This window comes from Streptomyces sp. SCPE 10, from assembly GCF_051980735.1.
GTDB lineage: Bacteria > Actinomycetota > Actinomycetes > Streptomycetales > Streptomycetaceae > Streptomyces > Streptomyces misionensis.
Window position 1 is genome coordinate 7,032,105 of sequence record NZ_CP197069.1, and the last position, 14,457, is coordinate 7,046,561.

Consider the following 14,457-nt stretch of genomic DNA (forward strand, 5'->3'; position numbering starts at 1 on the left):
ATTAATCCATGTGGTTGCCGAAATGTGTAGTGGAGGTGCGCGGAGGAATAGGGGCCGGGTTTCAGCGTGGGCGGGTTTGTCCCGTTATGCCTGCTGGTATCGGCCTTCGCGAGGGTGCGAACGGCGTCTCCGTCGCCTTGCCCGCGCTGGTGGCAGCCCTCTTCGAGTGCCGTCGGTTGCGAGGGTCTTGGCGGCCGGGCCCGGTAGTGCTTAGCTTTAGTCCACATCATTGACGATTTCACCAGGAGCGAGCATGGCGAGCTTCCAGCCCACCCCCGAAGACCGGTTCTGCTTCGGGCTGTGGACCGTCGGCTGGCAGGAGCGCGACCAGTTCGGCGAGGCCACCCGCGCGCCGCTCGACCCGGTGCGCACGGTGCACAAGCTGGCCGAGCTCGGCGCCTGGGGCGTGACCTTCCACGACGACGACCTGCTGGCCGTCGAGTCGAACCGGGACGCCGCGATCGCCGCGTTCCGCAAGGCCCTCGACGAGACCGGCCTGGTGGTGCCCGCCGCCACCACGGACCTGTTCAAGCACCCGGTGTTCAAGGACGGCGCCTTCACCTCCAACGACCGCGACGTGCGTCGTCACGCGATCCGCAAGGTGATGCGCAACCTGGACCTGGCGGCCGAACTCGGTGCCAGGACCTACGTGTTCTGGGGCGGCCGGGAGGGCGCGGAGAGCGACGCGGCCAAGGACGTGCGCGTGGCGCTCGAACGCTTCCGCGAGGCGATCGACCACCTCGCCGGATACGTCGAGGAGCGGAACTACGGCATGCGCTTCGCCCTGGAGCCCAAGCCGAACGAGCCCCGCGGCGACATCCTGCTGCCGACCATCGGCCACGCCCTCGGCTTCATCTCCACCCTGGAGCACCACGACATGGTCGGCCTCAACCCGGAGGTGGGGCACGAGCAGATGGCCGGGCTGAACGTCGTCCACGGCATCGCCCAGGCCCTGTGGCAGGACAAGCTCTTCCACATCGACCTCAACGGCCAGCACGGCCCGCGCTACGACCAGGACCTGGTGTTCGGCCACGGTGACACCAAGAGCGCGTTCTTCCTCGTCGACCTGCTGGAGAGCAGCGGCTGGGAAGGCCCGCGGCACTTCGACTACAAGCCCGGCCGTACCGAGGACGCCGAGGACGTGTGGGTCTCGGCCGAGGCCAACATGCGCACCTATCTGATCCTCAAGGAGCGCGCCAAGGCGTTCCGCGCCGACCCCGAGGTCCAGGAGGCCATGCGGGCCTGCCGGATCGACGAGCTGACCGTGCCCACCATCGCGGCGGGCGAGAGTCACGAGTCCCTGCGGGCCGAGGAGTTCGACGCCGAGGCCGCCCGCGACCGCGGCTACCACTACTCCCGCCTCAACCAGCTGGCGGTCGAGCACATGCTCGGCAGCCGCTGACCTCCTGCCGTGGCCGGCAGGCGGTCACGGCAGCCGGAAACCGAGGGCCTCGGCGGCCGCTTCCGGGGACGGCTGGGACCACAGGGCCGCGACCGCCTCGTTGGTGGACAGCGAGCGCAGATCGGCGCGGTCGACGTAGAGGACCCCGTCGAGGTGGTCCGTCTCGTGCTGGACGATCCGGGCGGGCCAGCCGGTGAAGACCTCGTCCAGCGGGTTGCCGTGCTCGTCCTCGGCGCGCAGCCGCACCTCGGCGTGCCGTGCGACCACCGCCTGCCAGCCCGGCACGCTGAGGCAGCCCTCGAAGAACGCGGCCCGCGCGGTGCCGACCGGCTCGTAGGAGGGGTTGACCAGTACCCGGAAGGGCTGCGGACGGCGGCCCCGGGCCGCGGCGATCTCCTCCGGCACCGGCGCCGGGTCCTCCAGGACCGCGATCCGCAGCTCCACGCCGACCTGCGGCGCGGCGAGGCCCACGCCCGGCGCGGCGTGCATGGTCAGGCGCAGGGCCTCGACGAAGCGGGCCAGCAGGGCGGGGCCCAGCTGGCCGTCGTACGGCTCGGTGGCGCGGCGCAGCACCGGCCGGCCGGCGGCGACGATGGGCAGGGGGCCGCCGGCGGCGAGGAGTGCCTCGACCCGTTCGGCGAGCGGCGCGTGATCACGGTCGGGTGCCATCGCGCCAGGATGCCACGGCGGCCCGGGGCGCACGAGGCGCCCGGCTCACCGCTCCGCGAAGTCGCCGGCGAGCGCCGAGGCGATCCGCAGATGCTGCCGCGCCTCCTCGTGCCGGGACTGCCTTTCGAGCGTGCGGCCCAGCATCAGCCGGGCGTAGTGCTCCACCGGGTCGCGGTCCACGATGGTCCGCAGCTCGGCCTCCGCGCGGCGCAGCTGGGCCGAGTGGTAGTAGGCGCGCGCCAGCAGCAGCCGGGGCGCGGTCTGCTCCGGCACCTCCTCGACCAGCCCGGCCAGCACCCGCGCAGCCCCCGCGTAGTCCTTCGCGTCGAAGAACGCCCGCGCTCGCTCCCAGCGCTCGGCCGGCGTGCCGTGGTCGTAGTACGTGGTGTCCACTGGTGACCTCCTTCGCCGCTCACAACCGAGACAGGTAGTTCAATATTCCACTACCTTGCCGGTGGCCGCCCACCGCCCGAATTCGGCCGAATTGACAGCCTGTCGGCTTCGGTCGTGACAGGGTGGGGCGATCCCCTTACAGCAGCGCCGAAGGAGAACGACGCATGGGCATTCTGGAGACCATCCACGGCCCGCAGGACCTGAAGAAGCTCGACGCCGGCGAGCTGGGGACCCTGGCCGAGGAGATCCGCGCGTTCCTCGTCGACTCCGTCTCCCGCACCGGCGGCCACCTGGGGCCGAACCTGGGCGTGGTCGAGCTGACCATCGCGCTGCACCGGGTCTTCGACTCGCCCAGGGACCGCATCGTCTTCGACGTCGGCCACCAGACGTATGTGCACAAGCTGCTGACCGGCCGCCAGGACTTCTCTCGGCTCCGCAAGGAGGGCGGTCTCTCCGGCTACCCGAGCCGCGCCGAGTCGCCCCACGACATCGTGGAGAACCAGCACGCCTCCGCCGCCCTGAGCTGGGCCGACGGCATCGCCAAGGCCGACCGGCTGGCCGGCCGCCGGGACCGCTCGGTCGTCGCGGTGGTCGGCGACGGGGCCCTCACCGGCGGGATGACCTGGGAGGCGCTGAACAACATCGCCGCCGACAAGACGCTCCCCCTGGTCATCGTGGTCAACGACAACGGCCACTCGTACAACCCCACCATCGGCGGACTCGCCACCCATCTGGCGGCCCTGCGCACGACCGACGGCTACGAGCAGTTCCTGGAGCGCACCAAGGCCGTCCTCGACCGCACCCCGATCGTCGGCCGCTCGGTCTACGACGCGCTGCACGGCGCGAAGAAGGGCCTGAAGGACTTCATCGCGCCACAGGGCATGTTCGAGGACCTGGGCCTGAAGTACGTCGGCCCGATCGACGGCCACGACACCGACGCCCTGGAGTCGGCGCTGGCCCGGGCGAAGCGGTTCGGCGGGCCGGTGATCGTGCACTGCATCACCGAGAAGGGCCGCGGCTACAGCTTCGCCGAGGAGTCCGAGGAACGCTTCCACCAGGTCAAGGTGATCGACCCCGACACCGGCAAGCCGGTTTCCGTCGCCGGCAAGGACTGGACCACCGTCTTCGGCGAGGAGATGGTCCGGCTCGGCGCCGAACGCGACGACATCGTGGCGATCACGGCGGCCATGCAGCGCTCCACCGGCCTCGGTCCCTTCGCCGAACGGTTCCCCGACCGGTTCTTCGACGTCGGCATCGCCGAGCAGCACGCGGCGACCTCCGCGGCCGGCCTCGCCACGGCCGGGCTGCACCCCGTGGTCGCGGTGTACGCGACCTTCCTCAACCGGTGCTTCGACCAGCTGCTGATGGACGTGGCCCTGCATCGCTGCCCGGTGACCTTCATGCTCGACCGGGCCGGCATCACCGGGGACGACGGCGCCTCGCACAACGGCATGTGGGACATGGCCGTACTCCAGGTGGTCCCCGGCCTGCGCATCGCCGCGCCGCGCGACGCCGGCCAGCTGCGCGCCCAGATGCGCGAGGCCGTCGAGGTCGCGGACGGGCCCACGGTGGTCCGCTACTCCAAGGGCACGGTCGGTCCCGAGGTGGCCGCCGTCGCCACCGTGGCCGGCATGGACGTGCTGCGCGGCTTTGCCGAGGACGGCTCCGACGTGCTGGTGGTCTCCGTCGGCGCGCTCGCCCCGATGTGCCTGGAGGTCGCCGACCGGCTCGCCGAGCAGGGCATCGGCGCCACCGTGCTCGACCCGCGCTGGATCAAGCCGGTGAACGCGGCGCTGCCCGGCATCGCCGCCCGGCACCGGCTCGTGGTGACCGTCGAGGACGGGGTGCGCGCCGGGGGCGTGGGCGCCGCCGTCGCACAGGCCCTGCGGGACGCCGAAGTGGACGTCCCCGTACGGGACTTCGGCGTACCCGTCGAGTTCCTCGACCACGCCGAGCGCGACCGGGTGCTGGCCCGCGTCGGCCTGACGGCGGCGGATGTCGCCCGCCGGGTCTCGGGCGTCTTCGCGGGCCTCGGCCGCGACGAGATGGTCTTCCCCGGCTGAGCCGCGTCCCACCGGCGGCGGCTCCGGGGAACCGCCGCCGGCGCGGGCGTCAGCGGTGGATGGGCAGCGGCGTCGTCTCGGTCAGCCGGCGCCCCGTCCCGCCCCACCGCAACGCGATGATCTCCGCCATGATGGCGACCGCCGTCTCCTCCGGGGTGCGGGCGCCCAGGTCGAGGCCGATGGGCGAGGACAGCCGGGAGAGTTCCGCCTCGCTCATGCCCTCCTCGCGCAGCCGCCGCAGCCGGTCCTCGTGCGTCCGGCGGCTGCCCATCGCGCCGATGTAGCGGGCCGGGGTGCGCAGCGCCCGCCGGAGCAGGGGCACGTCGAACTTCGGATCGTGGGTGAGGACGCAGATCACCGTGTTCTCGTCCACCTCCGCCGACTCCAGGTACCGGTGCGGCCAGTCGACCACCAGCTCGTCCGCGTCCGGGAAGCGCCGGCGGGTGGCGAAGACCGGGCGGGCGTCGCACACGGTGACGTGGTAGCCGAGGAACTTGCCGATCCGGGCCACCGCGGAGGCGAAGTCGATGGCGCCGAACACCAGCATCCGCGGCGGCGGCGCGAAGGACTCCACGAACACCGCCAGGTCGTCGCGCCGCTCCTCGCCCGATCGCCCGAGCCGCACCACACCGGTGCCGCCCTGCGCCAGCAGCCCCTGCGCCCGTTCGGTCACCGCCGCGTCCAGCCGGGCGTCCCCGAGCGTGCCCTCCTTGCCGGAGGGCGTGACGATCAGCTGCCCGGCCGGGGCGGCCGTGGGATCGGGCTCCGCGCCGCCCCCCTCCGCGGGCAGCGGGGACACCACCGCGACGGGCCAGCCCGCACCGATCGCCTCCAGCACGCCGGGCAGTGCAGGAAAGCGTCCCGCACCCGCCGGCCGGACCAGGATCTCGATGATCCCGCCGCAGGTCAGGCCGACCGCCAGCGCGTCGTCGTCGCTCACCCCGTAGGTGACGAGCGCGGGCTCGCCGGTCCGCAGCACCTCGCTCGCCAGCTCGTACACCGCCCCCTCGACACAGCCGCCGGAGACGCTCCCGATCACCTCTCCGTCCTCGGCGACCGCCAGCGACGACCCGGCCTGGCGTGGCGCCGACTTCCAGGTCCGCACGACCGTCGCCACCGCGAACCGTCTGCCCGACGCACTCCAGGACGAGAGGCCCTGCGCGATGTCCCGCATCCTGTGCCTCCTTCGGCAGCGCGCACCACCGCCACACCCCACCGGATACCCGGCCGCACGCCGGTGCAGGCCGTACGGCACCCCGGTCAACGGCAGCTTAAGCGAGCGATCGGCACCCCGCCCGGGACGCTGCCGGACCCCGCGCCGCGCGCCCGGCCGTCCCGGGGTCAGCTGAACGTGCGGCGGTAGGTGTGGGGGCTGACGCCGGTGGTGCGTTTGAAACGGTCACGGAAGGCGGTCGGCGACCCGAAGCCGACCTGGGCGGCGATGCGCTCCACGGAGTGCTCGGTGGTCTCCAGCAGGTGCTGGGCCTGGCGGACGCGGGCCCGGTGCAGCCACTGGAGCGGGGTGCTGCCGGTCTGCTCGCGGAAGCGGCGGATCAGGGTCCGGGTGCTGGTCCCGGCGTGCGCGGCGATGTCCGCGAGGGCGAGGTCGCGCCCGAGGTTGTCCTGGAGCCAGGTGAGCAGCGGTTCGAGGGCGGAGCCGCCCGGGGCGGGCGCGTGGTCGTGCGCGATGAACTGGGCCTGACCGCCCTCGCGTTCCAGCGGCATGACGGACAGCCGGGCGGCGTCGGCGGCGACGGCCGAGCCGTAGTCGCGGCGGACCATGTGCAGACACAGGTCCAGGCCCGCGGCCGCGCCGGCCGAGGTGAGGAACTGCCCGTTGTCGACGTACAGGACGTCCGGGTCGACCTCGATCCCGGGGTGGGCGGCGGCCAGCAGACCGGCGGCGGCCCAGTGGGTGGTGGCCCGCAGCCCGTCCAGCAGACCGGTGGCGGCCAGCGGGAAGGTGCCCGTGCAGATGGACGCGATGCGCGTGCCGTCCGCCGCGGCGGCGCGCAGCGCGTCGCACACCTCCCGGCCGGGCGGGACCTCCGGGGTGGCGATACCGGGCACGACGACCGTGTCCGCGCCGGCGAGCCCGTCCAGGCCCCAGGGCGCGCGCAGCACGAAGGACCCGGCGTCGACCTCCGGCTGCGGCGCGCACACCCGGACCTGGTAGCCGGCGCGGCCGTCCGGCAGCCGGGTCCGGTTGAAGACCTCGATCGGGGTGGACAGGTCGAACGGGATCACCCGGTCCAGCGCGAGAACGGCGACGGTCAGCATGGCGCGACCATACCCGCCCGCCGGATGAAAAACCCCGTCACGGGTCTCTGAAGCAGCAGTTCAACAGCCGTCTCGGAGTCCTGTCACTTTCCCGTTGAAGACTGTCATTTATGCCACTGGGAGCCCCGGCGGAGGCCGGTTACGTTCGAGGCCGGCCCGGCACTCGCCGGGCGCTCCCCTGCATCCGCCTGGTGAAGGACCGTTCATGCATGCCCAGATCGTCCTGTTCGACGGCTTCGATCCGCTCGATGTCGTCGCCCCCTTCGAGGTGCTGTACGCCGGAGGCACCGCCGCGCCCGGCGCGGTCAGCGTGGAACTGGTCAGCGCCGAGGGGCCGCGCGAGGTGGTCGGCGGCACCGGCGGTCTGACCCTGCGGGCCACCGCCGCCCTCGACCCCGCGCGCCCCGGCCTGGTCCTGGTCCCCGGCGCCTCGGGCCGCGTGGGCGAACCCGGCGAGATCCCCGGCGACGACACGGGGGACGGGCGATGGCGGCAGGACGAGTTCATCCCCGTCCTGCTCGGCCGCACCCTGGAGACCGAACTGCCCGCGCTGCTGACGGCCGCGATGGAGAACCCCGAGATCACGGTGAGCGCCGTGTGCGGCGGCTCCCTCGTCCTGGCCATGGCCGGCCTGCTGGAGGGCCGCCACGCCACGACCCACCACCTCGGCCTCGACCTGCTCGACGCGACCGGCGCCCACGCGGTGACCGCCCGCGTCGTCGACGACGGCGACCTGGTCACCGGCGCGGGCGTCACCTCCGGGCTCGACCTGGGCCTGTACCTGCTGGAACGCGAGGTGGGCCCGCGCATCGCACACGCCGTCGAGGAGCTGTTCGCCCACGAACGCCGGGGCACGGTCTGGCGCGCCCGGGGCCCGCGGCCCGCCCACTTCTGACCCACCCCCGCCCCACGACGGAAGGAACACCCGCATGTCCCCCGAAGGCACCTGGGACCTGACCATCGCCACCCCCGTCGGAAGGATCGAGGCCGTCGCACGGTTCCGCTACGACGACGGTGTCCTCACCGGAACCGTCCACGGCGCGGGTCAGGACGTACCGCTCACCGACCTGGTCGCGGACGGCGACCGGCTCACCTGGCGGCAGTCCGTCACCAAGCCCCTGCGCCTGAACCTGACCTTCGCCGTGACCCTCACCGGCGACACCCTCACCGGCACCTCCAGGGCGGGCCGCCTCCCGGCCTCCGAGGTCACCGGCGTACGCCGTGTCGAACGGACGGGCACGGAGCACTGACCATGACCAAGCTCTTCCTCTGCCTGCACGTCCTGGCCGCCGTCGTGGCCGTCGGCCCGGTCACCGTCGCCGCCAGCATGTTCCCGCCGGCCCTGCGCCGCGCCCACCGCACGCCCGGCGACCGGGAAGCGGTCGGCACCCTGCGGCTGCTGCACCGCATCTGCCGCGTGTACGCCGCCGTCGGCGCGGCCGTCCCGGTCCTCGGGTTCGCCACGGCCGACGCGATGGGCGTCCTGGGCAGCGCCTGGCTGATCGCCTCCATCGTCCTGACCGCCGCGGCCGCCGCCGTCCTGGCCCTCCTGGTGCTGCCCGCGCAGAGCGGCGTGCTCGACGCCCTGGAGGACGCGGCCCCGGGCCCCGCGCTGCGGGCGCCCGCCCGGCTGGCCATGCTCACCGGCCTGTTCAACCTGCTGTGGGCCACGGTCACGATCCTGATGATCGTCCGCCCGGGGTCGACCACGGGGGCATGAGGACCGGGCCCGTGGTCGAGCACCTGCGCCGCGGCCGCCCGCACACGGATGCCGTGACCTCGCCGCACCCCCGAAGCACACCGCGCTCGCCCGGTCCAGGGGCCTGTCGGCCCTGAGATCCCGACCGGCAGGCCCCTGTGTCCGCCTGCCGAGGACGACGATGATCGGCGCATGCGGAGAAGGGAATGCCAGGAGTGATCGCCGTCGTCGGACATCACGATCTCACCGCGCCGACGCTGGCCCTCCTGGAGGAGGAACTGCGCTCCCGGCTGGCCGGCCGCGCCCGCGCGGGCCGCGCCGGACTGGTCCGGGCCGGTCAGGGCCTGCCCGTGGCGTTCGGACGGGCGGCGCGGGCCGCCGGACTGGCCCTCGTGACGGTGCTGCCGGCCCGCCGGGGCCTGCCCGCTCACGTCGCCGAGCCGGACCGCAAGGCGGCCGGCGAACTGCTGCTGCTGTCGCAGATGGTGCGCCTGGTCGAGTACGACCCCGCCGACCGGGCCTCCTGCATCACCGCCGACGAGGCCCTGGTGCGCTCGTGCGGCCGGCTGCTGGCGGTCTGGGACGGCTCACCCTCCAACGGCCGGGACGCGACCGCCCACTTGGTGGCCTACGCCCGCAGCCACGGCGTCGACGTCGAGGTGGTGTGGCCGCGCGGCGCCGAGCACCGCGGCGACCCGCCCGCGACGGCGCCGGCCAGGCCGGCCACGGCACGGGGGACGGCGAAGTCACCGAAGCCGAGCACGTTCACGCAGAAGCGCATCCCGACATGACGGACGGCCGGGCCCCCGGCAATCGACTTCGCCACCGGCCGCCCGGGAACCCGCACGCTCGTCACGGGGCCCTCCGCGCCCACGCTATCCTTGAGGCGCGGTGCGACCTCGGTCCCCGCACGGCGGTGGGTCCCGCCGTACCCAACCGCGGCAGTGTCGCCGCCAATGGTCCCTCCTTACGACGAAGCGCGCCGTGGCATGCCCTGGCGCCGGTACCGAGGAGGCCCAGGTGGGAGAGGTCCGGATCGAGAAGACCACCGAAACCGGCATCGGGGCACCCGTGCCCGCCCGGCCGCCCGCGCCGTGGCGCGGACAGCCGCCGGTCCTCGCGGCCGTGGCCGCGGGCGGTGCCCTCGGAGCGTGCGCCCGCTACGGTGCCGCCCTGCTGTGGCCGACCGGGGCCGCGGCGTTCCCCTGGACCACCTTCTGGGTCAATGTGACCGGCTGCGCCGCCATCGGCGTCCTCATGGCGGTCATCACCGATCTCCGGGTGGGACACCGCCTGGTCAGGCCCTTCCTCGGCACCGGAGTGCTCGGCGGGTTCACCACCTTCTCCACCTACGTCGTGGACATCGAGCGCCTGACCGGCGCCGGCCGGGCCACCACCGGACTGCTGGACCTCGCCGCCACCATGCTCGGTGCCCTCGCCGCCGTATGGACGACGGCGCACCTCACCCGCCGCGTCCTCCGGCTGAGGGCGTCATGACGACCCCGGACCCGCCCCCGCCGTACGGCTCGCCGTGCACTTCCGCCCCGACCCGACGGACTGGTCGGCGAGGGCCCGGCGACGGCCCGGCGACCGTCGACCACCGCGAGATCGTGTGCCGCAACGGCCATGGAGACAAGGAGAGTTCGTGAACTGGCTGCTCGTCGTCGCCGGAGCCGCCGTGGGCGCACCGCTGCGCTACCTCACCGACCGCGCCGTGCAGTCGAGGCACGACACCGTCTTCCCCTGGGGCACCTTCACCGTCAACGTCGTCGGCAGTCTCGTCCTCGGCCTGGTCACCGGGGCGGTCGTGGCCGGCGGGATGTCCTCCGGCGCCCAGCTGCTGATCGGCACCGGGCTGTGCGGCGCGCTGACCACCTACTCCACCTTCTCCTACGAGACGCTGCGGCTCGCCGAGGACGGCGCCCGCCTCCTCGCCGCCGCCAACGTGGTGGCGAGCGTCGTCGCCGGACTCGGCGCGGCCCTCACCGGCGCCGCCCTCGCCCAGGCCCTCTGGACCTGATCCGGCCCCCCGCTCTGACGAGGTGTTTTACAGTGGCTGCCGCCAGTTCCGACGACAGGACCTGTGAGGTAACCGCGACCATGCCGACCGAGACGTTTGAGTTTCAGGTGGAGGCGCGTCAGCTGCTCCAGCTGATGATCCACTCGGTGTACTCGAACAAGGACGTCTTTCTGCGCGAGCTCGTCTCGAACGCGTCCGATGCGCTCGACAAGCTGCGCCTGGAGAAGCTGAAGGACGACTCGCTCGACGCCGACGTGTCCGACCTGCACATCGAGCTGGACATCGACAAGGACGCCCGCACCCTCACCGTGCGGGACAACGGCATCGGTATGTCGTACGACGAGGTCGGTCAGCTCATCGGCACCATCGCCAACTCCGGCACCGCCCGGTTCCTCGAGGAACTGCGCGAGTCCAAGGACGCGGCCGGCGAGGAGGGGCTGATCGGCCAGTTCGGCGTCGGGTTCTACTCCGGCTTCATGGTGGCCGACGAGGTCACCCTGGTGACCCGCCGCGCGGGCGAGAAGCAGGGCACCCGCTGGACCTCGCGCGGCGAGGGCACGTACACCCTGACGACGGTCGAGGACGCGCCGCAGGGCACCTCGGTCACCCTCCACCTCAAGCCGGCCGACCCGGAGAACCAGCTCCACGACTACACCTCCCCCTGGAAGGTCAGGGAGATCGTCAAGCGGTACTCCGACTTCATCGCCTGGCCGATCCGGATGACCCCCGAGGGCACCGCGACCGACGAGGGCGCGCCCGAGCCCGAGACCCTCAACTCCATGAAGGCGCTGTGGGCCCGGCCGCGCGACCAGGTGTCCGACGACGAGTACCACGAGCTGTACAAGCACATCGGGCACGACTGGCGCGACCCGCTGGAGACCATCCGCCTTCAGGCGGAAGGCACCTTCGAGTACCAGGCGCTGCTCTTCCTGCCCGCGCACGCCCCGCACGACCTGTTCACCCGGGACTTCCGGCGCGGGGTGCAGCTGTACGTCAAGCGCGTGTTCATCATGGACGACTGCGAGGCGCTGCTGCCGCCGTACCTGCGCTTCGTCAAGGGCGTCGTCGACGCGGCGGACCTCTCGCTGAACGTGTCCCGCGAGATCCTCCAGCAGGACCGCCACATCGAGATGATGCGGCGCCGGCTGACCAAGAAGGTCCTGTCCACCGTCAAGGACCTGATGGCCGAGGAGTCGGACCGTTACGCCACGTTCTGGCGGGAGTTCGGCACCGTCCTCAAGGAGGGCCTGGTGACCGACGCGGAGAACCGCGACGCCCTCCTCGCCGTCTCCTCGTTCGCCAGCACGCACCACGACACCGAGCCGACCACGCTCAAGCAGTACGTGGAGCGGATGAAGGACGGCCAGGACGACATCTACTACCTGACCGGCGAGTCCCGGCAGAGCATCGAGAACTCCCCGCACATGGAGGCGTTCCGCGCGCGGGGCATCGAGGTGCTGCTGCTCACCGACCCGGTGGACGAGGTGTGGGTCGACGCCGTCGGCGAGTTCGAGGGCAAGAAGCTGCGGTCCGTCGCCAAGGGCGAGATCGACCTCGACGGCGAGGACGCAAAGACCGCCGAGAGCGAGCGGGAGAAGCAGAGCGAGGAGTACGCCGGGCTGCTCGACTGGATGGGCAAGCACCTGGCCGACGACATCAAGGAGGTGCGCCTGTCCTCCCGGCTCACCGTCTCCCCGGCCTGTGTCGTCTCCGACGCCAATGACCTCACCCCGGCCCTGGAGAACATGTACCGGGCCATGGGTCAGGAAGTGCCCACCGCCAAGCGCATCCTGGAACTGAACCCGGGCCACGCGCTGGTGAAGGGCCTCAACCAGGCGTACACCGAGCGCGGCGAGGCCCCCGAACTGGCCGAGACCGCCGAGCTGCTGCACGGCCTGGCGGTCCTCGCCGAGGGCGGCCAGCCGAAGGAACCGGCCCGCTTCGTCAAGCTGATGGCGGACCGGCTGGAACGGGCGCTGTAACACCGCGAGCCCGGGCGGCGCACCGGTCCGACGGCGCGCCGCCCGGAGGCACGAGTTTTCTAGGCGTACGGCGTGAAGTGCGCCGGCGCGTGGTCGATGGCAAGGTCGGGGCGCCAGGCGGTGAGGATCTGGGCGCTGCACACGAACAGGCCGTCGGGCAGCCGGTCCAGGGGGTACCAGGCCCAGTCGCCGACCCGCTCGTCCGGCTGCGTCGCCGGTCGGCCGTGCCAGGCGGTGACCACGGCGCCGACCGTCACCCGTACGACGTCCTCGACGTGGTCGACCAGCGTGCCCAGCAGCCGGACGTCCTCGGTCCGGGCGACGAGCCCGGTCTCCTCGGCGAGTTCACGGACCGCGGTCCGCTCCAGCGACTCCCCGGCCTCCACGGTGCCGCCCGGCAGTTCGAGCGTGCCGCGCCGGTGCCGGCCGAGCAGCAGCCCCTCCTCACGGAGGACGATCACCCCCACGCCGACGGCGGCGTGCGGGACGGGCGGCCTGGGGGAGCGGTTGCGGCTGGAGACGGGGGTGACGCCGGGTACGGACACGGGGAACTCCTGGGGGAGAGGGGCACGACGGGGGGACGACGACGGGCTGGTACCCGCGGGCCACTATGACGGATGCCGTGCCCCGACGGGACGCCCGGCCGGGCGTCGGCCGCGCCGGTCCACCGATCACTCGGCTGTGTCGTCCTCGTACTGGGCGGGATACACGGACGGATCGTCCAGCGGCAGCTTGAGCCAGGAGATCATCTCCCGCAGCCGGTGGTAGGCCCGCAGCCGCTCGCCGTCGCTGTCCTGCCGTTCCGCCTCGGCGATCGGCTCCCACAGTCGGTGGACCATCACCGGCCCGATCTCCAGCAGCCCGCCGCTGCCCCCGGTGGCCCACCGCGCCAGCACATAGCGGGCGAGGGCGCCCACGGGGATGCCCAGGTTCTCCGACATGCCGCGCAGGGTGGCCAGCGGATCGAGCCGGCCGTACAGGACGACGTCCGACTTGAAGTTGGCGTGCGGATCGTCGTCCGGCCAGGTGGCGTCCCAGCGGTCGAGCCGGAGCACCGGCTCCTCCCGCGGGCCGGTCTCGTCGTGCGGCACGGTGGTCACGGTCCCTCTCCCCTCGGGCGACGCCCTGCCCGTCATCATGCCCCGCCCTCGCGGCCGGGATCCGCCGCCGGGGTGAATCACCGCGATCGAAACGGCGGAAGCGGGTACTCAGGGGGACGGCCGCCCCCGTGCCCGGGGGTGGCCGTGAGCGCTCTCGTACGACCTGGGGAGACGCCCGGACCGCCGACCGGCCGCAGATCCACGACGTACGCCGACACGAGACCGACAAGGAGCAAACGATCATGGGTGACGCACAGAAGGACCGCGACCAGGCCGCGCGGCTGCCGGAGGGCGATGTCGTGGCGATCCTGCTGGAGCAGCACGCCCGCATCAGGGAACTGTTCGCCCAGGTGAAGCGGTCCAGCGGTGAGCAGAAGCAGAAGACCTTCGACGAGCTGCGCGCCCTGCTCGCCGTCCACGAGACCGCCGAGCAGATGATCCTGCGGCCGGTCTCCGCCGACACGGCCGGGAAGGCCGAGGCCGACGCCCGCAACGCGGAGGAGGCCGAGGCGAACAAGGTCCTGTCCCAGCTGGAGAAGATGGACGTGGACAGCGCCGAGTTCATCAGCAAGCTGGCGGAGTTCGAGAGGTCGGTCCTGGAGCACGCCGAGAACGAGGAACAGCAGGAGTTCCCCGCCGTGCGCGCCGGGTGTCCGGAGGACCAGTTGCGGAAGATGGGCAGCCGGTTGGAGTCGGTGGAGCGCATGGCGCCCACCCACCCCCATCCCAAGGTGGCCGGGTCCACCGCGGCCCAGTGGCTGACCGGCCCCTTCGCCGCCATGGTCGACCGGACGAAGGACGCGCTGAGCAAGGACTGACGCGAGCGCGCCGGTCGGCACGGGAAGGATC

At 72.7% G+C, this 14,457-nt stretch carries 15 protein-coding genes and 1 pseudogene; 10 read left to right on the plus strand and 6 right to left on the minus strand.

Annotated elements, in window-relative coordinates:
* Positions 1-253: 253 nt before the first annotated feature.
* Complete coding sequence (xylA, locus tag ACSP97_RS32185; RefSeq protein WP_440555520.1) at positions 254-1,402, plus strand: xylose isomerase; 1,149 nt, start codon at positions 254-256, stop codon at positions 1,400-1,402.
* A 24-nt stretch (positions 1,403-1,426) separates the two neighbouring features.
* On the opposite strand, the gene ACSP97_RS32190 is transcribed toward xylA, so the two are convergent.
* Both ACSP97_RS32190 and ACSP97_RS32195 read right to left on the minus strand, forming a co-directional pair.
* On the minus strand, positions 1,427-2,071 hold the full coding sequence (locus tag ACSP97_RS32190) for a peptide deformylase (protein ID WP_355150650.1): 645 nt from the start codon (positions 2,069-2,071) through the stop codon (positions 1,427-1,429).
* Between the two features lie 45 nt (positions 2,072-2,116).
* The gene (locus ACSP97_RS32195) at positions 2,117-2,464 is read right to left on the minus strand and encodes a tetratricopeptide repeat protein (protein WP_355150648.1); all 348 of its coding nucleotides are present in this window, start codon (positions 2,462-2,464) and stop codon (positions 2,117-2,119) included.
* A gap of 164 nt (positions 2,465-2,628) precedes the next feature.
* On the opposite strand from ACSP97_RS32195, the gene dxs reads away from it, so the two are divergent.
* Entirely contained in the window at positions 2,629-4,527 is a 1,899-nt protein-coding gene (dxs, locus tag ACSP97_RS32200; RefSeq protein WP_355150646.1) for a 1-deoxy-D-xylulose-5-phosphate synthase, read from the plus strand.
* A gap of 49 nt (positions 4,528-4,576) precedes the next feature.
* Here dxs and ACSP97_RS32205 read toward each other — a convergent pair whose 3' ends face one another.
* Entirely contained in the window at positions 4,577-5,701 is a 1,125-nt protein-coding gene (locus ACSP97_RS32205; RefSeq protein WP_440555523.1) for an XdhC family protein, read from the minus strand.
* A 167-nt stretch (positions 5,702-5,868) separates the two neighbouring features.
* The gene (locus ACSP97_RS32210) at positions 5,869-6,807 is read right to left on the minus strand and encodes a GlxA family transcriptional regulator (protein ID WP_355150642.1); all 939 of its coding nucleotides are present in this window, start codon (positions 6,805-6,807) and stop codon (positions 5,869-5,871) included.
* A gap of 205 nt (positions 6,808-7,012) precedes the next feature.
* On the opposite strand from ACSP97_RS32210, the gene ACSP97_RS32215 reads away from it, so the two are divergent.
* The 7 genes from ACSP97_RS32215 to htpG all read left to right on the plus strand — a co-directional run bounded on the left by ACSP97_RS32215 (position 7,013) and on the right by htpG (position 12,508).
* Positions 7,013-7,702, plus strand: coding sequence for a DJ-1/PfpI family protein (locus ACSP97_RS32215; RefSeq protein ID WP_355329141.1), 690 nt, complete (start codon positions 7,013-7,015; stop codon positions 7,700-7,702).
* Positions 7,703-7,736: 34 nt separating this feature from the next.
* Positions 7,737-8,057: a hypothetical protein gene (locus tag ACSP97_RS32220; RefSeq protein WP_355150638.1), complete on the plus strand. Its 321-nt coding sequence runs from the start codon at positions 7,737-7,739 to the stop codon at positions 8,055-8,057.
* Positions 8,058-8,059: 2 nt separating this feature from the next.
* Entirely contained in the window at positions 8,060-8,527 is a 468-nt protein-coding gene (locus ACSP97_RS32225) for a hypothetical protein (RefSeq protein ID WP_355526647.1), read from the plus strand.
* A gap of 194 nt (positions 8,528-8,721) precedes the next feature.
* Positions 8,722-9,297: a hypothetical protein gene (locus ACSP97_RS32230; RefSeq protein ID WP_358269938.1), complete on the plus strand. Its 576-nt coding sequence runs from the start codon at positions 8,722-8,724 to the stop codon at positions 9,295-9,297.
* A 244-nt stretch (positions 9,298-9,541) separates the two neighbouring features.
* Positions 9,542-10,003 (plus strand): FluC/FEX family fluoride channel, encoded by a 462-nt coding sequence (locus ACSP97_RS32235; protein ID WP_440558503.1) that lies wholly within the window; start codon positions 9,542-9,544, stop codon positions 10,001-10,003.
* A gap of 148 nt (positions 10,004-10,151) precedes the next feature.
* A complete protein-coding gene (crcB, locus tag ACSP97_RS32240; RefSeq protein ID WP_355150634.1) occupies positions 10,152-10,526 on the plus strand; it encodes a fluoride efflux transporter CrcB in 375 nt (124 codons plus the stop codon).
* A gap of 80 nt (positions 10,527-10,606) precedes the next feature.
* Complete coding sequence (gene htpG, locus ACSP97_RS32245) at positions 10,607-12,508, plus strand: molecular chaperone HtpG (protein ID WP_440555527.1); 1,902 nt, start codon at positions 10,607-10,609, stop codon at positions 12,506-12,508.
* 59 nt (positions 12,509-12,567) lie between these two features.
* On the opposite strand, the pseudogene ACSP97_RS32250 reads toward htpG, so the two are convergent.
* Positions 12,568-13,029: pseudogene (locus tag ACSP97_RS32250) on the minus strand (NUDIX domain-containing protein); the annotation flags it as partial.
* A 150-nt stretch (positions 13,030-13,179) separates the two neighbouring features.
* On the minus strand, positions 13,180-13,608 hold the full coding sequence (locus ACSP97_RS32255) for a DUF6027 family protein (RefSeq protein WP_355526641.1): 429 nt from the start codon (positions 13,606-13,608) through the stop codon (positions 13,180-13,182).
* A gap of 242 nt (positions 13,609-13,850) precedes the next feature.
* Here ACSP97_RS32255 and ACSP97_RS32260 point away from each other — a divergent pair, with 242 nt between their 5' ends.
* A complete protein-coding gene (locus ACSP97_RS32260; RefSeq protein ID WP_355150628.1) occupies positions 13,851-14,426 on the plus strand; it encodes a hemerythrin domain-containing protein in 576 nt (191 codons plus the stop codon).
* Positions 14,427-14,457: the final 31 nt, after the last annotated feature.